Origin of the sequence: Streptomyces sp. CB02923, assembly GCF_001905005.1 — a bacterium.
GTDB lineage: Bacteria > Actinomycetota > Actinomycetes > Streptomycetales > Streptomycetaceae > Streptomyces.
On the sequence record NZ_LWKZ01000024.1, the window covers coordinates 745886 to 770015 of the forward strand.

Consider the following 24130-nt stretch of genomic DNA (forward strand, 5'->3'; position numbering starts at 1 on the left):
CACCGTGGCGGCGACCCGGATTCCCGCCGTACGGGCGGCCGTCGAGGTCATCAGGTCCGAAGGCGTCGGCCTCGTCTTCAGCTGCCCCGGGGCCACGGCCCTGCCGTGGTACGAGGAGCTGGAACGGGCCGGTGCATCAAGGCTCCTGATGGCACGTCATGAACAGGGTGCGACCCACATGGCGGACGGCTGGGCCCGTACGTACGGGAAGGCCGGCGTCGTCGTCGCCGCTCCGCAGGGGGCGGGCCGGACCGGCGCGGACCTCGACGGCCTGCTCACGGGACTGCGTGCGGCCCGCGCGGAGGCGATTCCGCTGGTGTGCCTGACGGGCCGAACTGCCCCGCCCGGCCTGTCCGTTCCGCCCGACCTATCCGTTCCACCCGGCCCGTCCGTTCCGCCCGGCCCGCCCGGGGAGGCGGCCGCCGTCGCGGACCTCGTCCGGTCGGCGCGGCCGGTCACCAAGTGGGCCGTACGGGCCGGGGAACCGGCGCAGTTGCCGCGAACCCTCCGCGAGGCGTTCCGGACCGCGCACGAAGGCCGCCCCGGCCCCGTCCTGGTCGACCTCCCGTACGGGGCCTGCGGCCAGGAGATCCGGTACGCCGCGGCGACCGGCCGCAAGAAGAGCGACGACTCCCCGGCCACGGACGCGGACACGCACGTCGTCACCGACGCCGGTCTCCGCCCCCTTTGGGGCGCCCGGTGCGAGTCGCCGCGGACCCGGTACGTGGTCCGCGGCCGGGACGGGCCGCCCGGCTGGCAGATACCGGCCGCGGTCGGCGTACGCCGGGCCCTGGATTTCCTGGGCCGCCGGGACACCACGGTCGTCGCACTCGTCCGCGACCACGAACTACTCTTTTCAGCCGACGAGTTGGCGGTGACGGCGCGCTACGACGTGCCGTTGGTCCTGGCCGTGCTCGACACCGGCGGCCGGAGCGGCGCCGAGGCGGTGGAGCTGATGCGTACGTACGGCTGCGCGGGCCGCCGGGTCGACGACCCCGGCGCCCTGCGCTCCACGGTCGCGTGGGCCGGCAAAGAAGCCGTATCGACCGCGCGGCCGGTCCTGATGGCGATATCCGGGCGCGCGGCGGACACAGCGCGCGCCACCGCACCCGCGGGGAGCGTCGCAGGCGCATCCCGCCCGCGCACCCCGCCCGAGGCCTAAGGCGCCTCCCGAGACTTCCCGGCGGCGGCGCTGACACCTGTCCTGTCGCGCCCAGGCGCCGCCGCCGGGAACACCACGCGCGTGCCCACCAAGGGCCCCGAGCACCGCCCCACGCACCTCCCGGCAACTTTTCAACAAAGTGTTGACGATGCTGGGGGTGCTCCATACGCTCCAACATGCGGAAGCCGACTTCCGCGCTCTCGTACGGAAGGTCACCATGCCGAAGCCCACGACGACGCGCCGTCTCACCACGGAAGCCGGCGCCCCGATCGCCGACAACCAGAACTCCGCCACCGCCGGCCTCGGCGGCCCGCTGCTCCTCCAGGACCAGCACCTTCTGGAGAAGCTGGCCCGCTTCAACCGCGAGCGCATCCCGGAGCGTGTCGTGCACGCCCGCGGCTCCGGCGCGTACGGGTACTTCGAAGTGACCGACGACATCACCGGTTTCACCCGCGCCGACTTCCTGAGCGCGGTCGGCCGGCGCACCGACCTGTTCATCCGCTTCTCGACCGTGGCCGACAACCTCGGCGGCCCGGACGCCGCCCGCGACCCGCGCGGCTTCGCGGTCAAGTTCTATACCGAGGAGGGCAATTACGACCTCGTCGGCAACAACACCCCGGTCTTCTTCATCAAGGACCCGCTGAAGTTCCCGGACTTCATCCACTCGCAGAAGCGCGACCCGTTCACCGGCAAGCAGGAGCCCGACAACGTCTGGGACTTCTGGGCCCACTCCCCCGAGGCCACCCACCAGATCACCTGGCTGATGGGCGACCGCGGCATCCCGGCCTCGTACCGGCACATGAACGGCTACGGCTCGCACACCTACCAGTGGACGAACGCCGCCGGTGAGGCCTTCTTCGTCAAGTACCACTTCAAGACCAACCAGGGCATCCGCTGCCTGGACGCCGACCAGGGCGCCGACCTGTCCGGCAAGGACCCCAACAGCCACCAGACCGACCTGCTGCAGTCCATCGAGCGCGGCGTGTACCCGTCCTGGACCCTGTACGTGCAGGTCATGCCGTCCGCCGAAGCGGCGGGCTACCGCTTCAACCCGTTCGACCTGACCAAGGTGTGGCCGCACACCGACTACCCGCTCCAGCGGGTCGGCCGCCTCGTCCTGGACCGCAACCCCGACAACGTCTTCGCCGAGGTCGAGCAGTCCGCGTTCTCGCCGAACAACTTCGTGCCCGGCATCGGCCCGTCCCCGGACAAGATGCTCCAGGGCCGGCTCTTCGCCTACGCCGACGCGCACCGCTACCGCCTGGGCGTCAACCACTCCCAGCTGCCGGTCAACGCACCGAAGGCGACCGTGGCGCACAACTACGGCCGGGACGGCCTGATGGCGTCCAACGCCTACGACCGGCACGCCAAGAACTACGAACCCAACTCCTACGGCGGCCCGGCCCAGTCGGACCTGCCGCTGTCCGCGCCGCTCGCCCTCACCGGCCACACCGGCACCCACGCGGCCCCGGCGCACACCAAGGACGACGACTTCTTCCAGGCCGGCGAGCTGTACCGGCTGATGTCGGAGGGCGAGAAGAACCGCCTGGTGGCGAACATCGCCGGGGGCCTCGCCCAGGTCGCCCGCGACGACGTGGTCGAGAAGAACCTCGCCCACTTCCACGCGGCCGACCCGGAGTACGGCAAGCGCGTCGAAGCCAAGGTGCACGAGTTGCGCGAGGACTGACCCGGGACGGCGCGGAGGGGCCGACGGGAGGTCCGCCCCTCCGCGCGTCCGTGCCGGCCGGTCCGCTGAGGGGTGGCCGGCCGGCACGGAAACACGCGGCGCGGGACTCTCACGCCCTTCAGCGTGGGGCTCCCCCACCCCGCACCCCTCCCCCCAACCCCGCCCGGCGGTGCGATGGTCCTGTCGCGCCCGTCTCCCGTGCCGCCGGGCGGCACCCCCCACGGACCCGGCTTTCCGGTGCACGATCCCGGAAAGCCGGGTCCGCGCGCATATCCCTGCGGTAGTTTTGGCCTCTCACCGTGAACCTCCCCCCAACGCGAACCGCTGAGGGGCCGTGGACGGCAGCAGCACTGTCTGCCGACCTACCTGCCAGGAGCCGCCATGGCCGACAGCGTGCCGGTGCGCTGCCCCACGTGCCGCCGCGAGAACGCCTTCACCCCGCCCACCTTCCCGTGCGCGTGCGGAGCCCCGCTGACCCTGCCGGTGCTGCGCGGCGGCGTACCCGTGGAGATCCAGCACCGCACCTGGCAGAGCTCCTGGGTGGAGGTGCGCTGCGAGACCTGCGGCCGGCTCGACGAGTGGCCGGCGCCGGAGTCGGGCTGTGTGTGCGGGACGGTGGTGCGCGTCCCCGTCGTACCGGTACCGACCCCGCCGCCGCCCAACCCGCCCTTGCCCGGCAGCCCCGCGTCCGCCGCACCCGCCGTACCGCCCCGCCGGCCGCCGGTGCTGCGCCCCGCCTTCCGCCCGGTCACCATCCGTACGGCACACGACTGCGTCACCGCCGCCGCCCAGTACCTGAAATGGCTGGGCTTCACCGACGTCGCGCGGGCTCAGGAGCGCACCGCGTCGGGCGTGGACCTGCGCGGCACCGGCGTGGTGGCGCAGGTCGACCCGACGACCCGGGCGACCAAGCTGCGGGAGATCGAGTGCCTGTGGCTCAACGGGCTCAACGACTCCGCGGTCGCGGTCTGCTTCTCCCTGGCGGGCTACTCCCGCGACGCCCGCTCACGCGCCGACGCACTGCACATCCCGCTGTTCGTCATGGACCTCACCGGCACCCCGCAGCCGGTCAACGACCCCGCCGACGAGCTGATCAGGGACGGCGCGGGGCGGTAGGGCCGCCGGACGGGGTCGGCAGGGCCGCGTGGCGGGGTCGGTAGGGCTGCCGGACGGGGGCAGCGGCGCCGCCGGACGCGGGGCGGTAGGGCCGCCGGGCGGGGCACGGCCGGGCGCTGGTTAGGGTCGGTCGGACCCACCCAGCGTACGGAGAACCTCGATGAAGGCCAGGACCAGCACGAACGCGCTGTTGCAACTGCGCGGCGTCAGCCGCCGCTACGGCGACCGGCAGGCGCTGCACCCGATCGACCTCGACCTGGCCGCCGGCAGTTGCACGGCTCTGTTCGGCCACAACGGGTCCGGCAAGTCCACCCTGCTGCGCATCGCGTGCGGGCGGGACGCGCCGACCGCCGGCACGGCCCGGTTCGCGGGCCGCAAGGTCACGGAGGACGACCCGGAGGTACGGGCCCGGGTCGCGGTGGTCGGCGACAGCGTCGCCTGCTACCCCGACCTCACCGTCCGCGAACATCTGGAGCTCGTCACCGTCGCCCACGCCGTGGACGACGCCCAGGCCTGGATCGACCAGGTGCTCGCCGACCGCCGGCTGGCCGGTCACGCCCACGCGCTGCCGGGCTCGCTCTCCTCCGGCCAGTTGCAGTCGCTGCTGCTGGCCGCCGCGCTGGTACGGCCGCGTGACCTCCTCGTTCTCGACGAACCCGAGCAGCGGCTCGACCCCGACGCCCGCGCGCGCCTGGCCGCCCTGCTGGTCGCCGAGAAGGCGGACGGCGTCGCCGTCCTGCTCGCCACGCACCAGGCGGAGCTGGCCCTGGAGGTCGCCGACCGCATGATCGCGCTGGAGGACGGCCGGGTCATCGAGCGGGGCGCTCCGGCGAAGGTGCTGGAGAAGCTGGGCGTCCGCTCATGACCGCGCACGACGCCGGAACGGACCCGCACACGGAGCAGGACGACACCCCCGCCACCGAGGAGGACGACGCCCAGGCCATCTGGAACGAGGCGGACGACGACCGCACCGCCGAGACACTGCACTGGCTGCGCGCCAAGCGCCGCGCCCACCACCGGCAGCGCCGCCGCGACCGGGCCGTCCTCGTCTACTGCGTCGTACTCGCGGCCCTCGGCTACGGCAGCGGCTACGCCCACCGCTTCCTGCGCGAACTGGAACTCGGCGCGGACCACGGCAGCCTCGGCACCGACCTCCAGCGCACCCTGCCGGCCGCTTTCGTGGCCGTCACCCTCGGGCTGGCCGTACTCGCCGCGCGCGACGCGCTGTGGCGCGGGCCGGTCGTGGTGCCCGGCCCGGCCGTCGGCTGGCTCCTCGCCCAGCCGGTACGGCGCGGGGCGGTGCTGCGGCCCGGCTTCCGGCTCTCCGCCGGGCTCGCGGCGGCCGCGGGGCTGCTGGTGGCGGCGGCCGCGGCCGTCGTTCTCCAGGTCACCGACCTCGCGTCGTTCGGCGGCGGGATCCTGGCCCTGCTCCCGGCCGCGGTCTGTCTGCCGCTGCTCGCCGTCTCGCTCGGCATGGTGGTGGAGCGCAGGCCGCACCTCTCACGGTACGTACGGCGCTCGACCGCGCCCGCCGCCCTGCTGCTGGCGCTGAGCGCGGGCCAGGCGGCACTGGCCGCCACCGGCCATCGCTGGGCGCCCCTGGAACAGGCCGAACTGTGGTCCGGCCCGTGGGGCTGGGCAGCGCAGCCTGCCGTGTCCGTGACGGGCGGAACGGCACCCGGCTGGCCCGCCGCGACCGCACTCCTCGTGGCCGTCACCGCGGCGGCCGTCCTGTACGCCCACCGGGACGCCGCATACGTGCCCAACGCCCAGCTGCGCGGCCGAGCGGCGACGGCCACGGCCGTCACGTCCGGCGTGTTCACCCTGGAACTGCGGGCCGCGAAACTCGCCGTCATGGAGGCCGGCGGCGACGAACCGAAGCGCTGGGTCCGCCTGCCGCCACCGCCGAACCGTCACCTCGTCGTCGTCTGGCGCGACCTGCTGGCCCTGCTGCGCGCGCCCGGACGGCTGGGACGGGCCGTCGCCTGGACCGCCGCTGCCGCCACGGCGGCGGGGCTCGGCGCGGCGACGGCGGGCGAGAAGCGCGTACTCGGCCTGGTCGTGGGGCTGCTCTGCGGGTACGCGGCCGTGGGCGCCCTCGCCGAACCGGCCCGCCTGGAGACCGACGACGTACGGCGGGCAGCCTGGTCCCCGTTCCGGCTGCGGACGCTGATGCTGCACCACGCGATCGTCCCCACGGTGCTCGGCGCGGTGCTGGGCCTGCTCGCGGCCGTGCCGTACGCGCTGGCCGGCGCGGTGTGGACACTCCTGCTGATGCCGCTGTGCGCGGTGCCGTTCGCGGCGGCAGCGGTCTTCGGCGCGTGCCGCGGCCCGGCCCGCACGAACCTGCTGTTCGCGGGCGCCGCCACCCCGATGGGCGGCCCCGGCCCCTTCCTCTTCGCCGCCTGGTACGCCGCCGGCCCACTGATCTCGGTAACCGGCCTCACCCTCGTCCTCAACGCGGCCCTAGCCCACGGCCCCGACGCCCGCACCACGACCTACGTGGCCGTCATGGCAGCACTCCTCACCACCGGCCTCCTCTACTTCGTAACCCGCTCGGCGGACCGCCTCGTCAAACACTGACCCCACTGCGAACGACTGCCTGCGGCCCCGCCCCTCCCGAAAACCGGCTGCCGCGCGCGGCGCGACCTGCGACGGTGCTCGTATGAACGCACCTGACCACCTCCCAGTCGTCCGCGCGGCCGCCCCCGGCGACCTCCCCGCGCTGCGCGCCGTCGAGCGCGCGGCCGGGGAGGCTTTCCGCACCCTGGGCATGGACTCGATCGCGGACGACGAACCGCCGTCGCTGACGGAACTGGCCCGGTACCAGCGGGCGGGCCGGGCGCTGGTTGCCTGTGCCGGGGCGGCTCCGGACGGCCCGCCGCTCGCGTACCTGCTCTGGGAACCGGTCGACGGCTGCGCGCACGTCGAGCAGGTCTCCGTTCATCCGGACGGCGCGCGTCGCGGTCTCGGTCGTACGCTCATCGAGCGGGCCCGGCGGGACAGCGGGCTGCCGTCGCTGACGCTGACCACCTTCGCGGCCGTGCCGTGGAACGCCCCGTACTACGCCCGGCTCGGCTTCCGTGTCCTGGACGACGCCGAACTGACGCCGGGGCTGCGCGAGATCCGCCGGCGGGAGGCGGAGCTGGGACTGGACCGGTGGGAGCGGGTGTGTATGCGGCGGGACGGCTGATCCGGATCCGGGGTGTACTCGGTCGGCGGGCCGGTGGCCTGGTTGTGTGACCCGTGGGCGCACTTCGCTTGCCGGGCGCTTCGGCCGGCGGGGACGATCGCGGGATGAATCCACCTCAACCGGCTTCCCGGCCCGCTTCCGGCCCCGTCGCGACGGGCTCCGGCGATGACGCGTGCGGCACGTCCGGCGCGGGCGTGAGGGGCGTTCGCCGCTCGCCCGTCCGCCGCGTGTGCGCCTTGGCCGCGGCCGGCTGTGTCGTCGTTCTCGTGACGCTGCTGGGTACGGGGCTCGTGGTCGACGAGTCGTACGAGATCCGATTACCCGGCGACGGGGTCACCGCTCTTCTGCGGGCGGTGCTACTGGCCGCGTTGTGTGTGCATGGGGGTGAGTTGGCCGGGGTGCGGCTCGCGCGGCGGGTGGGGGGTGTCTTGGTGGAGTTGCCGCGGGGGTGGGCCGTGTGGGCCGCTTGGGTGGGGGTGGGGGCGGCTGTGGGGCAGTTGTTGCTGGTGGCGGGGAGTGGGTCGCCGGTGGCGGGGGTGTCGGGTCCGGCGCTCGTCGATGCGTATGCCACCCGGCCCGGTCTGCTGGCCCTTCTGGAGGCCAACGCGTTTCTGCTCGCGGCCCTGTGTGCGGCCTCCCGACGGCCGGGGTGGGCCGGCGTTCCGCTGGCCGCCGTCGTCTTCGGCGAGGCGCTGCGGGCCCACCCGGAGACCGGCACGCCGGAGATCGGCGTCGCGCTCACCCTCGTCCACCTGACGGCGACCACGCTGTGGGCGGGTGGTCTGCTGCACGTGCTGCGGACGCGGTGGTGCTGGAGGCACGACGGGGCGGTGGGGCGGGAGTTGCTGGTGCGGTACGCGCGGCCCGCGGCGCTGCTGTTCGCCGCGATCACGGTGACCGGGGTGTGCAGCACCTTGCGCCGCCTGCCGCTCGCGGAGGCGTTCAGCACGGGGTACGGCCGGGTCCTACTGGCCAAGCTGGTGCTCGTCCTGGTGGTGAGCGGGCTGGCGCTGGCCGCGCGCGGGCGGATGCGGCGGGAGGCGGTGCTGCCGGGGGCGGCGACCGGGCCGGCCCGTGCGGAGGTGGTGGCGCTGGGGGCGGTGGTACTGGTTTCCGCCGTTCTGACCGCCGTACCGCTGCCACCGGCACCGGGGTGACGGCGATGGGGTGACGGCGGTGGGGTGACGGCGGCGGGGTGAGGTCGAAGGGGTGAGGTCGGCGACGTGCGCGCGATAATGGCCGTATGTTCGATGCGAAGCGGCTGCGGGACTTCTGCCTGGACTTCAACGGGGCGACCGAGGAGTTCCCGTTCCCGGGGAACCGGGAGGTGTGCACGTTCAAGGTCGGCGGGAAGATCTTCGCGTTGACCAGCCTGGACGCCGAGCCGCTGACCGTGAGTCTGAAGTGCGACCCCGATCTGGCGGAGCGGCTGCGCGCCGCGCACCCCGAGATCGTCCCGGGCTACCACCTCAACAAGCGGCACTGGAACACCGTCTCGCTGGCCGGGGCGCTGGACGACCGGCTCGTCCTGGACATGATCGAGGATTCGTACGACCTCATCGTGGCACGGCTGCCGCGTGCGCAGCAGCTCGTGCTCGACTGGCCGGGCCACGCCTGATCCCATGGCGCGCGACCCGGCCGTACCGCTATGTCCGGGCCGCCGTCCCCGCCGCTCCGGCCGTCCCCACCGCCGGCTCCTCCGACGCCGCCAGCCGCGCCGCCAGCCACTCCCGCAGTTCGATCTTCCGGACCTTGCCGCTGACGGTCATCGGGAAGGCGTCGAGGACGTGCACGTACCGGGGCACCTTGTAGTGCGCCAGGCGTGAGCGGCAGTACCGGGCCAGTTCGTCGCGGGTGAGGCCGTCCGCGGCGTCGCGCAGGATGACGCAGGCGGCGATCTCCTCGCCGTACTTGGCGTCCGGGACGCCCACCACCTGCACGTCGGCGACCTTGGGGTGGGTGTAGAGGAACTCCTCGATCTCGCGCGGGTAGACGTTCTCGCCACCCCTGATGATCATGTCTTTGATGCGGCCGACGATCCGCAGGTAGCCGTCCTCGTTCATCACCGCCAGGTCGCCGGTGTGCATCCAGCGCTCCGCGTCGATCGCCTCGTCGGTGCGCTCCGGCTCCTCCCAGTAGCCCAGCATCACGCTGTAGCCGCGGGTGCACAGTTCGCCCGGCTCGCCGCGCGGCACCGTCGCGCCGGTCACCGGGTCCATCACCTTGACCTCGATGTGCGGCAGCACCCGGCCCACTGTGCCGGTGCGGTGCGCCAGGTCGTCGTCGCGCCGTGTCTGGGTGGAGACCGGTGAGGTCTCGGTCATGCCGTAGCAGATGGAGACCTCGGCCATGTGCATCTCGGAGACGACCCGCCGCATCACCTCCTCCGGGCACGGCGAGCCCGCCATGATGCCGGTGCGCAGCGACGACAGGTCGTACGTGGCGAAGTCCGGGTGGTCCAGTTCGGCGATGAACATCGTCGGTACGCCGTACAGGGAGGTGCAGCGCTCCTCCTGTACGGCCCGCAGCGTGGCGGCCGCCTCGAAGGCGGGGGCCGGGATGACGATGCAGGCGCCGTGCGAGGTGGCGCCGAGGTTGCCCATCACCATGCCGAAGCAGTGGTAGAAGGGCACCGGCAGACAGATCCGGTCGTGTTCGGTGTAGCCGACGGTCTCGCCCACCCAGAAGCCGTTGTTGAGGATGTTGTGGTGGGAGAGGGTGGCGCCCTTGGGGAAGCCGGTGGTGCCGGAGGTGTACTGGATGTTGACCGGGTCGTGCGGCGACAGCTCCTTCGCGCAGGCCGCCAGCTTCGCCTGCGGCACCGCGGCACCGGCCGCCAGCAGGCCGTCCCAGGTCGGGTCGTCGATGTAGACCACGTCGCGCAGGGCCCGGCTCTCGGCCCGTACCTGCTCGATCATCCGCCGGTAGTCGCTGCTCTTGTGCGCGACGGCGGAGACCAGCACGCTCATGCCGGCCTGCTTGAGCACATACGCCAATTCGTGCACGCGGTAGGCGGGATTGATGTTGACCATGATGGCGCCGATGCGGGCGGTGGCGTACTGCACCAGCACCCACTCGGGGCAGTTGGGCGCCCAGATGCCGACCCGGTCGCCCTTGCGCACGCCCTTGGCGAGCAGGCCGAGCGCCACCTCGTCCACCGCCCGGCCCAGTTCCGCGTACGTCCAGCGGCGCCCGCCCGCCACGTCCACCAGCGCCTCGCGGTCGCCGAAGCGGCTGATCGCGCGTTCCAGGTCGGCGCCGATGGTGCGGTCGAGCAGCGGCCGGTCGCTCTCGCCCCGCGCGTACGCCTCCCGGTGGCGCTCCGTGCCGCTGTCCCGGGGTCCCGGCGGGTGGCTCGGCGGCCTGCTCATGTCGGTCATCGGTGGTCTTCCTCTCGGTACTCGGCGGCGCCGCCGCCCTCTTCGGCGGTGCGCTCGCGCAGTTCCACACGGCGGATCTTGCCGGAGACCGTCTTGGGCAGCTCGGCGAACTCCAGCCGCCGCACCCGCTTGTACGGGGCGAGCACCGCGCGGGAGTGCGCGAAGAGCTCCGCCGCGGTCTCCGGGCCAGGCTCCCAGCCGGCCGCCAGCACCACGTACGCCTTGGGTACGGCCAGCCGTACGGGGTCGGGCGCGGGAACCACGGCGGCCTCGGCGACCGCTTCGTGCTCCAGCAGTGCGCTCTCCAGCTCGAAGGGTGAGATCTTGTAATCGCTGGCCTTGAACACGTCGTCCCGGCGACCGATGTACGTGAGGTGGCCGTCGGCGTCGCGGGAGCCGATGTCGCCGGTGCGGTAGTAGCCGCCGGCCATCGCCTCGGCGGTGCGTTCCGGGTCGCCGTGGTAGCCGGTGGTCAGTCCCACCGGCCGGGCCGACAGGTCGAGGGCGATCTCGCCCTCCTCGGCGGGCCGGCCGGTCACCGGGTCCAGCAGGACGACCTCGAAGCCGGGGGTGGGGCGGCCCATGGAGCCCGGTTTGAGGGGCTGTCCCGGGGTGTTGGCGACCTGGACGGCGGTCTCGGTCTGCCCGAAGCCGTCGCGGATGGTGACGCCCCACGCCTCCCGCACCCGTTCGATGATCTCCGGGTTGAGCGGTTCGCCGGCCGCGACGATCTCCCGTGGCGGGGTCTTCAGGGCCGTCAGGTCGGCCTGGATGAGCATCCGCCACACGGTCGGCGGGGCGCAGAAGCTGGTGACGCCCGCCCGGTCCATCTCGGCCATCAGCCGGGCCGCGTCGAAGCGGGTGTAGTTGTGGATGAAGACGGTGGCCTCGGCGTTCCAGGGGGCGAAGAGGTTGGACCAGGCGTGCTTGGCCCAGCCGGGCGAGGAGATGTTCAGGTGGACGTCGCCGGGTTTCAGGCCGATCCAGTACATCGTCGCCAAGTGGCCCACGGGGTACGAGGTGTGGGTGTGTTCGACCAGCTTGGGGCGGGCCGTGGTGCCGGAGGTGAAGTAGAGCATCAGGGGGTCGTCGGCCCGGGTGGGGCCCGTGGGCTCGTACGTGTCGGTGAGGGTGTACGCGTCCTCGTAGGCGAGCCACCCCGCGGCGGCCGTCCCGGCGCCGCCCCCGACCGCGATCCGGGTGTAGTCGCCGGGGACGTCCGCGAACTTGCCGGTGTCCGCGCTCCGTACGAGCACGTGCCGGGCCCGGCCGCGCTCGACACGGTCGGCGAGGTCGAGCGGGCCGAGCAGCGGGGTGGCCGGGATGACGACGGCGCGCAGCTTCATGGCCGCGAGGGCGGTCTCCCACAGCTCGGCCTGGTTGCCGAGCATGACCACGATCCGGTCACCGGCCCGTACGCCCTGCGCGGCCAGCCAGTTGGCGGCCCGGTTCGAGGCGCGGCGCAGCTGATCGAAGGTGCGGCGGGTGTGGGTGCCGTCCTCCTCGACGATGTGCAGGGCGGTGCGGTCGTTGCCGTCGGCGATACGGTCGAACCAGTCCAGCGCCCAGTTGAAGTACGCGGGACGGGGCCAGGTGAAGCCCTCGCGGGCGCTGTCGTAGTCCTCGCGGTGGCGGAGGAGGAAGTCCCGTGCCGCACGGAACTCGGCGGTCGGGTCGGCGGACGCCGCGTCCGGGGCGTCCGTGGCCCTCGCCGTGTCCGGGGCGTCCGTGGCCCTCGCCGTGTCCGGGGCGTCCGCCACCCTCGCCGCGCCCTGGGCGTCCGCCGCCCTCGCCGCTCCCGCCCCTTCCGCAACAGGGGCAACCCCGCCCATACCGTCCGTACCACCTGTCGCACCTGTCATATCCGCGTCCGCCATGTGTCCTCCTCATTGCCGCACCGCCTACCGCCATCGTGTAATCAGTGACGCAGGTCTCACCACCCCCGAACGGGGGGAAGCGGAGGTTTCGGCGTGCGGGTCGAGTCAGAGTGTGGCGGGTCCCCGGAGTGTGGCGGATCCGTCGATGTACGGGCGGCGCTGCTGCGGCTGCGGCGGACGAGCGGGCTGCCGGTGGCGTTCGGGGGGCTGCGGTACGGCACGGGCCGCTACCGCATCAGCGAGCTGACGGGCACCAGATCCGCCGCGCTGCACGGACTGGCCATCCGGCACGGCAACGGCCTCGGCGGCAAGGCGGCGCTGCTCACCCGGCCCTTCGCGGTGACCGACTACCACTCCTCCGCCGTCATCAGTCACGAGTACGACGCCGCCGTGGCGGCCGAGGGCCTGCGTTCCGTGCTCGCGGTGCCGGTCGTCGTGCGGCGGCGGGTGCGCGGCGTCCTGTACGGGGCGATGCGCCACCCCGTACAGCTCGGCGACCGCTCGCTGTCCGCCGCGATGGAGGCCGCCCGCGAACTGGAGCACGCCCTGCTGCTCCAGGACGAGGCGCAGCGGCTGCTGTCGGTCGCCCGGCAGCCGGCGGGCGCCGACCCGGCGGTCTGGGAGGAGGTACGGGAGGCGCACAGCGACCTGCGGGCACTGGCGCAGCGGATCGCCGACCCGGCGCTGCGCCACGAGATGCTGGCGGCGTGCGGACGGCTGGCGGCGGCGTCCGCTCCCGGGCGCGGCCGGCGGGCAGGACCGGTGCTGGCTCCGCGCGAGGTGGACGTCCTGGCGTGCGTGGCCTCGGGCGCGACCAACGCGGTGGCGGCGGAACGGCTCGGGCTGCGCCCGGAGACGGTCAAGAGCTACCTGCGGTCCTCCATGCGCAAGCTGGGGGTGCACTCGCGGTTGCAGGCGGTGGTGGCGGCACGCCGGGCGGGGCTGCTGCCGTGAACGGCGCGCGGTGAACAGCACGCGAAGTACGGCACGCGGTGAACAGTCACGGTGAACGGCATGTGATGTGCGCTCCGCGGCGGAGCGGGGCCGGCCGGGCTGCCCGGCCGGCCCCGCTCGCAGGGCGTGGTGTCACGTGTGGTGCGTGGTGCCACTTGGCGTGGTGTCACCTGTGGTGCGGCTGGTAATACGAGCCGAGCTGCTGGTGGTAGTCGGGGTTGCCGAGGTGCTTCTCCTTGTCGAACTCCGGAGAGTTCTTGATCTCTTCCTTGGTGCGCGAGACGTAGATCTTGCGCTCGGCGGTGTCCACGGACGCGATGACGCCGGCCGGCAGCAGGACGTGCTTGCCGAAGATCCACACACCGGTGTCGACCACGATCCAGGCGGAGCCCACTTCGTCGGAGTGCTTGTCGACCTTGCCGATGCTGCCGTCCGTGGCCTCGACCTTGAACCCGACGAGGTCCGTGCCGGCGGTGTGGCCGGCGGTGGCCGAGTAGCCCCAGATGTCGGTCATGGAAAGCTCCTTCGCGCGATCGGGACGCGGAATTCGGGACTCGGAACAGGCGCCGGGTGCCCGGCCGCACACCGCCCAAACGGCGGTGCGGCACGGTGCGCCGCTTCCGGCCACCGCACCGCACCGCCGTACCCCCGATCGCCCCGCTCGCTCCCCCGCTCGCCCCGCCTACTTGTCGGCGGTCAGCTTCCCCGCCGTGCCCCAGCTGTCGGTGGGCACCTCCTGTATCCAGATCTGCACGCTCTCGGCCGGTACGCGGTACGCGTCCACGAACGCGTCGGTGATCTGCCTGACCAGCTCGCGCTTGAGTTCGACGCTGCGCGGACCCTGCTGGACGGTGACGACGGGCATGGTGCGACTCCCTGGACGGCGGTGGCCGCCCGGCCGTTCCGGGCGCCTGTTCCGCAGGTCTTCAGTCCACCCCGGACGGGCCGCGCGACCAAGGAGCATCCCGCGCACGCTGCGATCACGGATCGAGATCGTGCGCGGCGGCCGCGCAGGCCGTGAGCAGCGCGTCGAGGTGCTCGGGCGGCGCGGTGCGGTGCACGGCCAGCGACGTCGTCAGCGCGACGGGCGTACGGAAGGGGAGGAAGGCGATGCGCGGGGTGCGCAGTTGGCGGGCGTGCGAGGCGTACACCACGGTCCAGGACGGGTGGGCGGGCCCGGCGGCGCCGATCGCGGCCAGGCTGTCCTGGAGCGAGCCGGCCGGCGGTCCCGGTACGGACACGGGCTCGAATCCCGCGTCGTGGCAGGTGGTGAGGATGAGGTCGACGAGGGCGGGGTTGTTGCGGCGCGCGGTCAGCCGCAGCGGTACGGCGGCGAGGTCGGCCGGATCGACGCCCTGCGCCGCGCCGTTTCGCGCGAGGGGGTGCGTGGCCGGCAGGACGGCGACGAGCGGGTCGGGCCACAGCGGTACGCGGCGGAGCGCGCCGTCCGGGTCGCCGTCGTCCGTGCCGCGCACGAAGGCGGCGTCCAGGTCGCCTTTGGCCACCTGGTCCAGGCGCTCGCGTTCCGGCGTGGAGACCAGGTGGACGCCCAGGCCGGGGGCGAGGCGGGCCAGCGCGTCCAGAACCCGGTCCAGGTGCTCCCCCAGGCCGGTGCTCGTCCCCAGCCGCAGCGTGCTGCTCCGCGTGCCGACCAGGTCGGCGACGACGGCGAGCGCCCGTTCCTCGGCGGCCAGCAGGGCTCGTGCCGCGGGCAGAAAGCGTTCGCCGGCGGTGGTGAGCCGCACCTGCCGCGCCGACCGGTCGAACAGGTCGGCCCCCACTTCCCGCTCCAGGCGCCGCACCTGCTGGCTGACCGCCGACTGCACGATGTGCAGCCGTTCGGCGGCCCGCCCGAAGTGCAGTTCCTGCGCGACCGCGACGAAATACCGCACCTGCCGCAGCTCCACGCCGCCCTCCCCGTTTTCTGAGGTCCTTTCTACGGTTCTCTCAGTATTCCTCGCCGGTGAACGGCAGGTGGTCCGTCTCCAGCGCGGCGTCCAGCAGCCGGGCCGCACCCGGCGTACGTTCCTCGACGACTCCGGCCTGCACCAGCCGCCACAGCCGGGTACCGCCGAGGTAGCAGGACGCCAGGTCGCGTACGTCCAGCGCCAGGTCGGCCGGGCCGTCGGCGGGTCCGTACGTGGCGCCCGACGGGTCCGCCGTCAGCCGGAAGCGGCCGGCGTTGGCGGGCAGGGCGGCGTCCCGCACCTCCAGTACGAGGTCGGCGGGCGCGGCCCAGGAGCGGGCGGTCAGCGCCTGGGCCACGTCCACCAGCCGCAGCCACAGCGCGGGCCACTGGCCGGTGACGCGCACCTGGTCGCGGTCGGCGGCGAAGAGCAGCAGCGGGTCGTCGGCGGCCACCGCCCAGGCCCGTACCTTGCGTGTCAGGTCGATGGACGCGAGGTAGGACCAGAGCGCCGCGGCGGCCGGTGCGTCGGCCGCCGCCATCTCCACGACGGTGACGGTGTTCTTCTCCCCCACCCGGTAGACGACGTACCCGGCGGGGGGTTCGCCCTTGCCGCCGAGGACGACGATGCGCGAGGGGCCGTCCTTCGCGTCGTCACCGTCCTCGTCGCCGGAGAGCATCGCACGCCGCCACCAGGCCTCGTCGCGGGAGAGCCGCCCGCCGCGCCGCGCGCGGCCCGCCTCGTACAGCGGCGCGATCATGGCGATGGCGTCCGCCGGGGCGATCAGCCGCAGCGGGCGCCGGTCGGGCGTGATGCGCAGGTCCAGGGGCCGGGTGGTGTCGATCTCGACGGTGTACGCCTCGGTGGCCGGGCCGAAGCCGAAGCGGCCGTAGATCGCCTCCTCCGACGCCCACAGGCAGGCCAGCGGCCGGTTGCCGGCGGCGCAGCGGCGCCACAGTTCGCCCATCATGCCGGTCAGCACGCCGCGCCGCCGGTGGGTGGGCGCGACCGAGACGAAGTCCAGTTCGGCCGCGGGCAGTTCACCGCCCGGGACGGAGAGCCCCAGGCGGTGCGCCGCGGCGAAGCCGACGATCTCCTCGTCGGCGTACGCGCCCACCCGTTCGCAGCTCAGCAGCGCTTCGCGGTGGCGTTTGCGGGTGGCGTCGCCGGCCTTCTCGTGGAAGGCGAGATAGGCGAGATCGAGGGCCCGGTCGACGTGCGCTTCGGGGATGTCCCGTATGTCCGTGGTCACCCGGGGACGCTAACGCCGTTCCCCTCGCGCCGTCACCCGGATTTCCGCGGCGGGCCACCGGGCCGTCTGCGGTCGCCGTAGTCCTCCCCGTACGGCTCGCCGTAGTCCTCCTCACCTCCGTCCGGGTGGTTCACGACGGTCCAGCTCACGGCCGACACCGCGGGTTCCAGCGACAGCCTGCTGACCGCCTCTTCGAGGAGGCTGTCGTCGCGCCGCTCAGTGGTCAGCTCGGCGGCCACGGTGACCCGCGAAGGCGTACCGGCCTGCCGCGAGGTGCCGTCGTCACGGCTGTGCACCGCCCGCAGCCGGAAACCCGGGCGGCTGACGGCCTGCACGACCAGCGCCCGGATGTGCGCCTCCTCGGGCTCGGTGCACACCGCCTCGAAGTAGTAGTCGGTCGCGACCTCCGCGCCGCCGCCGGGCTCCCGGTCCATCCGGCGGCCCAGGGGCCGCAGGACCAGGTTCGCGCCGACCACGCCGGCCGTGCCGAGCGCCGCGACCACGTACAGACCGGTCCCGGCCAGGGCGCCGACCGCGGCCGAGCACCACAGCGTGGCCGCGGTGTTCAGGCCGCGGACGTTCAGTCCGTCACGCATGATGACGCCGGCGCCGAGGAAGCCGATGCCGGAGACGATCTGCGCGGCGACCCGCGAACCGTCGTAGCCCGTGGTGCTGGTGGCGGCCGCGAAGCCGTACTGCGAGAGCAGGACGAAGAGCGCGGCACCGGCGGCGACCAGCGCGTTGGTGCGCAGGCCCGCCATCCGGGCGCGCCACTGCCGTTCCAGGCCGATGGCCGCGCCGAAGCCCAGGCCGGCGGCGATGTTGCCGGCCAGCTGCCACTCGTTGACCATGATCCGCGCTCCTCCTCGATGCGCCGGTGCGGGGCCGCCCGAGGGCGGCCCCCTTTCTCATCGGCGGTTCACAGCCAGGTGTTGAACCGGCGGATGTACCAGGTCTTCACGCCCTGGGTCAGCAGGCAGTACGCCAGCAGCGTGCCGACCAGCCACGGGAAGTAGCTCACCGGCAGCGCCGTCAGCCCGAGGGCCGGGGCCAGCGGCGAGAACGGCAGGGCGATGCCGAACGCCATGACCAGGGCGGTCATCAGCAGCACGGGCCAGGTCGCCCGGGACCGCAGGAAGGGCACCTTGCGGGTGCGCAGCATGTGCACCACGAGCGTCTGCGTCAGCAGCCCCTCGACGAACCAGCCGGACTGGAAGAGCGCCTGGTGCGCCTCGCTGTCCGCGCCGAAGACGTGCCACATCAGCAGGAAGGTGGTGATGTCGAAGACCGAGCTGGTCGGCCCCAGGACGAGCATGAAGCGCCCGATGCCCCGGGCGTCCCAGGTCCGCGGCTTGCGCACGTACTCCGCGTCCATCCGGTCCCAGGGCGTGGCGAGCTGCGAGATGTCGTAGCAGAGGTTCTGTACGAGCAGCTGGGTGGCCAGCATCGGCTGGAAGGGCAGGAACGCGGAGGCGGCCAGCACCGAGAAGACGTTCCCGAAGTTCGAGGAGGCCGTCATCTTGATGTACTTGATGGTGTTGCCGAAGGTCCGGCGGCCCTGGAGGACGCCCTGTTCGAGGACGGTCAGGTCCTTCTCCAGCAGGATGATGTCCGCGGACTCCTTGGCGATGTCGACGGCGGTGTCGACCGAGACGCCGACGTCCGCCTCGCGCAGCGCCGCCGCGTCGTTGATGCCGTCGCCGAGGAAGCCGACGGTGTGCCCCGCGCCCTGGAGCGCGCGCACGATCCGGGCCTTCTGTACGGGGTTGACCTTGGCGAACACGGTCGTCGTACGGACCAGCGCGGCCAGCTCCGGCTCGTCGAGCAGGTCGAGGTACGGCCCGCTGACGACGGTGCCCACCTCGATGCCGACCTCGTCGCACACCCGCGCCGCGACCAGCTCGTTGTCGCCGGTGACGACTTTGACGGCGATGCCGCTGTCGGCCAGCGCCCGCAGTGCCCCGGCGGCGTCCTGCTTCGGCGGGTCGAGGAAGGCCAGGAAGCCCCGCAGGGTCAGCCCGGCCTCGTCGTCGACCCCGTACGTCTCGCGGGTGGCGGGCAGCGTACGGGTCGCCACCGCCAGGACCCGCAGTCCCTGCCGGTTGTGGTTCTCGGCGGTCAGGGTGACCTGACGGCGCAGCGCGTCGGTCAGCTCCACGCGCTGCCCGCCGTCGGTGAGGTGGGTGCACAGTGCCAGGACCTCCTCCACGGCGCCCTTGGTGACGAGGAGGTGCTCGGCGGCGGGTCCTTCGAGGTCGTTGCGCCGCAGCACCACCGACATCCGGCGCCGCGCGAAGTCGAAGGGGACCTCGTCGACCAGCGTGAACCGCGCGTCGACGACCACCTCCTCGGCCTCGTGCATCCGGTCGACGACGGCCTGGTCCATGAGGTTGCGCAGGCCCGTCTGGAAGTGGCTGTTGAGGTAGGCGTACTCCAGGACCTCGCCGTCCTCGTGGCCGCGTACGTCGAGGTAGCGGTCCAGGACGACGCGGTCCTCCGTCAGCGTGCCGGTCTTGTCCGTGCACAGCACGTCCATCGCGCCGAGGTTCTGGATGGCGTTCAGGCGCTTGACGACGACCTTGCGCTTCGCCATGGCGACCGCGCCGCGAGCCAGGTTGGTGGTGACCACCATCGGCAGCATCTCGGGCGTCAGGCCCACCGCGACGGCCACCCCGAAGGTGAACGCCTCGGCCCAGTCGCCCTTGGTGAGGCCGTTGACGGCGAACACCAGCGGCACCATCACCAGCATGAAACGGATCAGCAGGAAGCTGACCTTCTTCACCCCGGCGTCGAAGCTGGTCTCCGGGCGCTCGCCCGCCAGCGAACCGGCCATCGAACCGAAGTAGGTGTCCGCGCCGGTGGCCACGACCACACCGGTCGCGGTACCGGAGGTGACGGACGTGCCCGCCAGCACCAGGTTGTCGGCCTCCACCGGGTCGGCGGTCGCGTGCTGACCGTCGTCCTCGGCCCGTGTGTCGGCCTTGGCGACCGGCAGCGACTCGCCGGTCAGCGCGGCCTGCGCGACCATGAGGTCCTTGGCGGTCAGCAGCCGCAGATCGGCCGGTACGAGGTCACCGGCGGCCAGCTTGACGAGGTCGCCGCGCGCGACGTCCGCCACGGGGATCTCGACGGTGGTCGGCGCCTGCGCCCGCCCGGCCCGGCGCTGTACGGCGGTGGTCGTGGTGACCAGGGCACGCAGCGCGGCGGCGGAGCTGCCCGAGCGGTACTCCTGCCAGAACCGCAGCAGTGCGCTGATCAGCACCATCGCGCCGAGGATGGGGATCTTCGGGTCGAAGGGCTCCTCGTCGGGGGCCTGGAGCCACTGCGCGTACATGACGGCGGCCAGGGCGGTGAGCACGAGGATGAACGGGTTCCAGAACGCCTTCGCCAGCTGCACGTACCAGCGCGGCGGGCGCTCGTGCGCGATGACGTTGGGCCCGTGGCGCTCCAGGCGGGCCACGGCGTTCTCGTGCAGCAGGCCGTCGCGGCCGGTGTGCAGGTCCTGGAGGACCCGGGAGGCCGGGCGCGCGCTGATCGCGGCCAGGTTCTCGGCGACGGCACGGGTACGGGCCGCCACCTCGGCGGCCTTCCGCTCCCGGCGCGGGCGGCGGCCCGGCGGAGCGAGCTTCTCAGGGGTGAGCAGGTCGGTCATGGCAGAACCTCCCTCCGTGCGGGGGCGCGGCGGCACCGGGGCATGACGGCATGACCCGGTGGCGCAGGGCCCCGGCACAGGAATTTCGGTTATCGGTTATCAGTTATCGGCGATGTGGAATCGCGGAAAAAGGGGAATCGCGCACACCTGAAAACGCCACGGCGCAGCCGTACACATTTCCGCGCGCGGCGGGTTGCGCACGACGCACGGAAAATGGCGCGGAAAGAGGGGAACGCGGAGAAACACCGCCCGCGAGCAGCGCTCGGCGGCAGGCGTCGCCGTCGCGGCGCCCGGCGGTTCTCATCAGGGGATGCACACAGCGTGGCGGTACACCGGGGCCCCACGGGGCGCCGGTGTCAGCTCACGGTGAATTCGGCAGTCAGCACACTGCAACGCTGCGGCAAGGACTTCCTTCGGGACTCATCCCGATCACCTCCTTGCTCGCGCGGACACAAACCGGGCGCCGCGTGTTCCGGCACCCGCACCACTGAATAATGCCATACCCGCCCCGCCGATCTCTCCCCCTTTCGGCCAAGAATTGCCCAAGCACCCGTGTGATTCACCTCGCACACACCGGCCGATGCGGCACCATCGCCCTATGACCACGGGGAATTCACCGGCCGCCGCGACCGGCACGGCGCCACGGCGGGGGCGGGCGGCCCGGACCGGCGCGGCCGTGCTCCTGCTTCTCACCACCGTTCCGCTGCTGTTCCGCGCCGGGGGCTCGGACGGCGTGACGCCCGTACCGCAACTCCTGGCCTTCCTGCCCTGGTTGCTGGTCCCGGGCGGGACCGCCCTGGCGCTCTCCCTCGCCGCACGCTGGCGCCCCGGCCTCTTCTGGGCCGCCGCCGCCCTGCTCGGCACGGCCGCGTTCATCCCCTCGTACGCCGCCGACGCGCCCCCGCCGCACGGCCCGTCCCTCGCCCGCCTCCGCGTCCTCACCGCGAACCTCGAATTCGGCCGGGCCACGGACGGGCTGCTGGCCGCGCTGCGCCGGGAGCGGCCCGACCTCGTCGCGGTGCAGGAGTGCGATCCGGAGCGCTGCGCCGCCGCCCTGGACTCCGCCGCGGTACGCGCCGCCTACCCGTACCGCCTGCTCGCCGGGCACGGCGCGTCCGAAGGCTCCGCCGTACTGAGCCGGTTCCCGCTCAGCCCGGACGGCGAGGTCGCGGGGGAACTCGCCATGCCCCGCGCGGCCGTCACCGTCCCGGGGCACCGGCTGCGCTTCCAGGTCGCCCACCCCATGCCCCCGCTGCCCGCCTCCCTGGACACCTGGCGCACCGAACTCGGCCGCCTCCGCGACCTCGCCGCGTCCCGCGGCCCCGAACCGCTCATCGTCGCGGGCGACTTCAACTCGTCCCGGGACCACGCCGCCTTCCGGGCCGTCCTGGACGCGGGCCTGCACGACAGTGCCGAGCTGGCGGGCCTGTCCCGCACCCCGACCTGGCCCGCCCGCACCACCCCCGTACTGGGCGCCCAGATCGACCACGTCCTGGTCAGCGACGCCCTGCGCCCCCGCGCGGCGCGCTTCCTCGACCTGGCGGGCACGGATCACCGGGCGCTGGCCGTCGACCTGGAGCTGCACGCCGCGCCCTGAGCCCCGTCACCTCTCCCCTCCCCCCTGCTCCTGGGTCCGGCGGTCGTACCCGGCGCGGGCCTCGGCGATCTCCTCCTGGTGCTCCTCGGTCCAGGTGACCAGCGCCTGGATGGTGTCGTGCAGCGTCGCGCCCAGCGGCGTCAGCTCGTAGTCCACCCGTGGCGGGACGACGGCGTGCACCGTGCGGCGGACGAGGCCGTCGCGTTCGAGCTGGCGCAGGGTGACCGTCAGCATCCGCTGGCTGATGCCGTCCACCTCGCGGCGCAGTTCGGTGAAGCGCAGCGTGCGGCGGTCGAGCAGCGCGATGACGAGCAGCGACCACTTGTCGGCGACCCGGTCGAGGATCTGCCGGACCTCGCAGCCCTCCCGTACGTCCCACTGCCGGGCGTCGTAGTCGCATTCGGCGTCGGACGCGCCCCCGTGCACGCCGCTGGCGCACGGCTCGGCCGGACGGGTTACTCCGGGGTGCCCGGGTGACTTCGAAGTGCCTTCTTCCATGCCCGGACACGGTGCCGGAAGATGCGGTCGGTAACAAGAGGTAACCGACCAGCACGGGGAGAACCGAGCCATGAACCCCACCACCGCCGCCCAGCCGCCCGAGGACGGCGGCCGCATGAGCGGCCGCCGCTGGGGCGTGCTGCTGGTGCTGTGCGGAGCGATCTTCCTGGAGGGCATGGACGTCGCCATGCTGAGCGTGGCGCTGCCGTCGGTCCGCGCCGATCTCGGGCTGTCCACCGGCGGGTTGCAGTGGGTGATGAGCGCGTACGTACTCGGATACGGCGGCTTCATGCTGCTCGGCGGGCGGGCGGCCGACCTGTTCGGACGGCGGCGGATGTTCCTGCTGCCGCTCGCGGTCTTCCTCGTCTTCTCCGGCCTCGGCGGCCTCGCGGACAACGGATGGACACTCGTCCTCGCCCGCTTCGTGACGGGCGCGTGCGCCGCGTTCATGACGCCCGCCGGACTGTCCGTCATCACCACCGGCTTCCCCGCGGGCCGGCAGCGCACCAAGGCGCTGCTGGTCTACTCGGGCACCGCGGGCGGCGGCTTCTCGCTCGGCCTGGTGGCCGGGGGGCTGCTGGCGGCGGCCGACTGGCGGTGGGTGTTCTTCGCGCCTGCCGTCCTGGCGTGCCTGATCCTCGCCGCGGGGGTGCCGCTCATCCCGCGTACGGAGAAGGGGCACGCGACGGGCGTACGCACGCCGGCCCCGGACCGGGCGGCGGGGGCCCGCCCGCGGCGGCCTCACCTGGACCTGCCCGGCGCCCTGACCGTGACCGGCGCGATCCTCCTCTTCGTCCTGGCCGTCGAGCGCGCCACCCACGCGCCGCCCGCCCAGACCCTGGCCACCCTGGCCGCCTCCCTCGTCCTGCTGCTCGCGTTCGTGCTGATCGAGCGGCGGGCGCCGGCCCCGCTGGTGCGGCCGGGCATCTTCCGTACGCGGTCACTGGTCCGCGCCAATCTCACCGGACTGCTGTTCACCGCCGGGTTCTTCGGCTTCCAGTTCATCGCCGTGCTCTACCTGCGGGAACTGCACGGCTGGTCCCCGCTGCGGACCAGCTTCGCGATGCTGGCCCTGGGCGCCGACGCGGTCCTGGCGCCCGTCCTGACGCCCCGGCTCGTGCGGCGGTTCGGCACCGCGCGGGTGATATCCGGCGGTCTGCTGCTGACGGTCGTCGCGTACGCCGCGTTCCTGCCGCTCGGCGCGGACCGCGCATACGTGACGATGTTTCCGAGCCTCCTGCTGATCGGCGTCGCCTTCGCGCTGGTCCACGGGCCGCTCACGATCACCGCCACGGACGGCGTCGCCGCTCACGAACAGGGCCTGGCCGGCGGGCTCCTGTACACGTCCTTCCAGTTCGGCGCGGCGCTCGGCCTGTCGGCGGTCACCGCGGTCGCCACGGCCGTCGACGGCAGTCCGCTCACCGCCTACCGGACCGCACTCCTGGTGCCCCTCCTGTCCGCCGTGCTCGCCGTCCTGCTCAGCCCTCGGGCCCGCCACCATGGACCAGGCGGCCGGGCGAGGCGGACGAGGGAGGGGCGGGTGGCAGAGCGGCAGACGGCAGAGTGGCGGCCGTCGCAGGGCGAGGTGAAGTGCGGGGCGAAGTGAAGTGCGGGGCGAAGTGAAGCGGGGGCAGCGAAGTGCGGGGCAGTGAAGTGCAGGGGCGGTGAAGTGAGCGCTCAGGTCAGCGCGAGGAGGCCGACGGCGACGGACCCTGCCACCTGATCATGACGGTCCACCTCCCGCCGGGTCCCGCCGCCGCGGCCTGACCGCCAGCGCGCATCACGAAGGCGAGGACCACAGCGGCGCCGCGGCCCGTGGCAGCCGCACCGCGGCCCGTGGCAGCGGCGCCGCCCC

20 protein-coding genes are annotated in these 24130 nt (G+C 73.3%); 11 read left to right on the forward strand and 9 right to left on the reverse strand.

What is annotated here, in order from left to right:
* Positions 1–4: 4 nt before the first annotated feature.
* From A6A06_RS26485 to A6A06_RS26520, 8 genes are all read left to right on the forward strand, one after another.
* Complete coding sequence (locus tag A6A06_RS26485; RefSeq protein ID WP_199931164.1) at positions 5–1162, forward strand: thiamine pyrophosphate-binding protein; 1158 nt, start codon at positions 5–7, stop codon at positions 1160–1162.
* Positions 1163–1379: 217 nt separating this feature from the next.
* Positions 1380–2849, forward strand: coding sequence for a catalase (locus tag A6A06_RS26490; protein WP_073764660.1), 1470 nt, complete (start codon positions 1380–1382; stop codon positions 2847–2849).
* 381 nt (positions 2850–3230) lie between these two features.
* A complete protein-coding gene (locus A6A06_RS26495) occupies positions 3231–3965 on the forward strand; it encodes a hypothetical protein (protein ID WP_073763970.1) in 735 nt (244 codons plus the stop codon).
* Between the two features lie 160 nt (positions 3966–4125).
* The gene (locus A6A06_RS26500; RefSeq protein WP_073763972.1) at positions 4126–4830 is read left to right on the forward strand and encodes an ABC transporter ATP-binding protein; all 705 of its coding nucleotides are present in this window, start codon (positions 4126–4128) and stop codon (positions 4828–4830) included.
* Positions 4827–6548 (forward strand): hypothetical protein, encoded by a 1722-nt coding sequence (locus A6A06_RS26505; protein WP_073763974.1) that lies wholly within the window; start codon positions 4827–4829, stop codon positions 6546–6548. The genes A6A06_RS26500 and A6A06_RS26505 overlap by 4 nt, the downstream gene beginning before the upstream one ends.
* A gap of 82 nt (positions 6549–6630) precedes the next feature.
* Positions 6631–7158: a GNAT family N-acetyltransferase gene (locus tag A6A06_RS26510; RefSeq protein ID WP_073763977.1), complete on the forward strand. Its 528-nt coding sequence runs from the start codon at positions 6631–6633 to the stop codon at positions 7156–7158.
* Positions 7159–7424: 266 nt separating this feature from the next.
* Entirely contained in the window at positions 7425–8315 is an 891-nt protein-coding gene (locus tag A6A06_RS26515; protein WP_242440948.1) for a CopD family protein, read from the forward strand.
* Positions 8316–8401: 86 nt separating this feature from the next.
* Positions 8402–8776 (forward strand): MmcQ/YjbR family DNA-binding protein, encoded by a 375-nt coding sequence (locus tag A6A06_RS26520; RefSeq protein ID WP_073763981.1) that lies wholly within the window; start codon positions 8402–8404, stop codon positions 8774–8776.
* Positions 8777–8804: 28 nt separating this feature from the next.
* On the opposite strand, the gene A6A06_RS26525 is transcribed toward A6A06_RS26520, so the two are convergent.
* Positions 8805–10529, reverse strand: a complete 1725-nt coding sequence (locus A6A06_RS26525; RefSeq protein WP_443333793.1) for an AMP-binding protein — start codon at positions 10527–10529, stop codon at positions 8805–8807.
* A gap of 5 nt (positions 10530–10534) precedes the next feature.
* Positions 10535–12415, reverse strand: a complete 1881-nt coding sequence (locus A6A06_RS26530) for an AMP-binding protein (protein ID WP_242440949.1) — start codon at positions 12413–12415, stop codon at positions 10535–10537.
* A gap of 93 nt (positions 12416–12508) precedes the next feature.
* Between A6A06_RS26530 and A6A06_RS26535 the strand changes: the two genes are divergently transcribed.
* On the forward strand, positions 12509–13369 hold the full coding sequence (locus A6A06_RS26535) for a helix-turn-helix domain-containing protein (protein ID WP_073763985.1): 861 nt from the start codon (positions 12509–12511) through the stop codon (positions 13367–13369).
* Positions 13370–13535: 166 nt separating this feature from the next.
* On the opposite strand, the gene A6A06_RS26540 is transcribed toward A6A06_RS26535, so the two are convergent.
* The 6 genes from A6A06_RS26540 to mgtA form a co-directional block, all read right to left on the reverse strand.
* Positions 13536–13883 carry a PRC-barrel domain-containing protein gene (locus A6A06_RS26540; protein ID WP_073763987.1) on the reverse strand — a complete coding sequence of 116 codons (348 nt, stop codon included), beginning with the start codon at positions 13881–13883 and terminating at the stop codon, positions 13536–13538.
* Between the two features lie 168 nt (positions 13884–14051).
* Positions 14052–14234, reverse strand: coding sequence for a 4-oxalocrotonate tautomerase DmpI (gene dmpI, locus A6A06_RS26545; RefSeq protein WP_073763989.1), 183 nt, complete (start codon positions 14232–14234; stop codon positions 14052–14054).
* A 115-nt stretch (positions 14235–14349) separates the two neighbouring features.
* Complete coding sequence (locus A6A06_RS26550) at positions 14350–15276, reverse strand: LysR family transcriptional regulator (protein WP_073763991.1); 927 nt, start codon at positions 15274–15276, stop codon at positions 14350–14352.
* A 40-nt stretch (positions 15277–15316) separates the two neighbouring features.
* Positions 15317–16528: a GNAT family N-acetyltransferase gene (locus A6A06_RS26555; RefSeq protein WP_073763993.1), complete on the reverse strand. Its 1212-nt coding sequence runs from the start codon at positions 16526–16528 to the stop codon at positions 15317–15319.
* A 32-nt stretch (positions 16529–16560) separates the two neighbouring features.
* Positions 16561–17379: an MgtC/SapB family protein gene (locus A6A06_RS26560; protein ID WP_073763995.1), complete on the reverse strand. Its 819-nt coding sequence runs from the start codon at positions 17377–17379 to the stop codon at positions 16561–16563.
* A 68-nt stretch (positions 17380–17447) separates the two neighbouring features.
* On the reverse strand, positions 17448–20180 hold the full coding sequence (gene mgtA, locus A6A06_RS26565; RefSeq protein WP_073763996.1) for a magnesium-translocating P-type ATPase: 2733 nt from the start codon (positions 20178–20180) through the stop codon (positions 17448–17450).
* Between the two features lie 598 nt (positions 20181–20778).
* Here mgtA and A6A06_RS26570 point away from each other — a divergent pair.
* Positions 20779–21777 carry an endonuclease/exonuclease/phosphatase family protein gene (locus A6A06_RS26570; RefSeq protein WP_073763998.1) on the forward strand — a complete coding sequence of 333 codons (999 nt, stop codon included), beginning with the start codon at positions 20779–20781 and terminating at the stop codon, positions 21775–21777.
* Between the two features lie 6 nt (positions 21778–21783).
* On the opposite strand, the gene A6A06_RS26575 is transcribed toward A6A06_RS26570, so the two are convergent.
* The gene (locus A6A06_RS26575; protein WP_073763999.1) at positions 21784–22275 is read right to left on the reverse strand and encodes a winged helix-turn-helix transcriptional regulator; all 492 of its coding nucleotides are present in this window, start codon (positions 22273–22275) and stop codon (positions 21784–21786) included.
* Positions 22276–22345: 70 nt separating this feature from the next.
* Here A6A06_RS26575 and A6A06_RS26580 point away from each other — a divergent pair, with 70 nt between their 5' ends.
* On the forward strand, positions 22346–23881 hold the full coding sequence (locus A6A06_RS26580; protein WP_443333780.1) for an MFS transporter: 1536 nt from the start codon (positions 22346–22348) through the stop codon (positions 23879–23881).
* The last annotated feature ends 249 nt before the right edge of the window (positions 23882–24130 follow it).

Coding starts and splice junctions, on each gene's coding strand:
- A6A06_RS26490 (WP_073764660.1), top strand. CDS start 1,380: ATGCCGAAGCCCACGACGACGCGCCGTCTCACCACGGAAGCCGGCGCC.
- A6A06_RS26495 (WP_073763970.1), top strand. CDS start 3,231: ATGGCCGACAGCGTGCCGGTGCGCTGCCCCACGTGCCGCCGCGAGAAC.
- A6A06_RS26500 (WP_073763972.1), top strand. CDS start 4,126: ATGAAGGCCAGGACCAGCACGAACGCGCTGTTGCAACTGCGCGGCGTC.
- A6A06_RS26505 (WP_073763974.1), top strand. CDS start 4,827: ATGACCGCGCACGACGCCGGAACGGACCCGCACACGGAGCAGGACGAC.
- A6A06_RS26510 (WP_073763977.1), top strand. CDS start 6,631: ATGAACGCACCTGACCACCTCCCAGTCGTCCGCGCGGCCGCCCCCGGC.
- A6A06_RS26520 (WP_073763981.1), top strand. CDS start 8,402: ATGTTCGATGCGAAGCGGCTGCGGGACTTCTGCCTGGACTTCAACGGG.
- A6A06_RS26525 (WP_443333793.1), bottom strand. CDS start 10,529: ATGAGCAGGCCGCCGAGCCACCCGCCGGGACCCCGGGACAGCGGCACG.
- A6A06_RS26530 (WP_242440949.1), bottom strand. CDS start 12,415: ATGGCGGACGCGGATATGACAGGTGCGACAGGTGGTACGGACGGTATG.
- A6A06_RS26540 (WP_073763987.1), bottom strand. CDS start 13,883: ATGACCGACATCTGGGGCTACTCGGCCACCGCCGGCCACACCGCCGGC.
- dmpI (WP_073763989.1), bottom strand. CDS start 14,234: ATGCCCGTCGTCACCGTCCAGCAGGGTCCGCGCAGCGTCGAACTCAAG.
- A6A06_RS26560 (WP_073763995.1), bottom strand. CDS start 17,379: ATGGTCAACGAGTGGCAGCTGGCCGGCAACATCGCCGCCGGCCTGGGC.
- mgtA (WP_073763996.1), bottom strand. CDS start 20,180: ATGACCGACCTGCTCACCCCTGAGAAGCTCGCTCCGCCGGGCCGCCGC.
- A6A06_RS26570 (WP_073763998.1), top strand. CDS start 20,779: ATGACCACGGGGAATTCACCGGCCGCCGCGACCGGCACGGCGCCACGG.
- A6A06_RS26575 (WP_073763999.1), bottom strand. CDS start 22,275: ATGGAAGAAGGCACTTCGAAGTCACCCGGGCACCCCGGAGTAACCCGT.
- A6A06_RS26580 (WP_443333780.1), top strand. CDS start 22,346: ATGAACCCCACCACCGCCGCCCAGCCGCCCGAGGACGGCGGCCGCATG.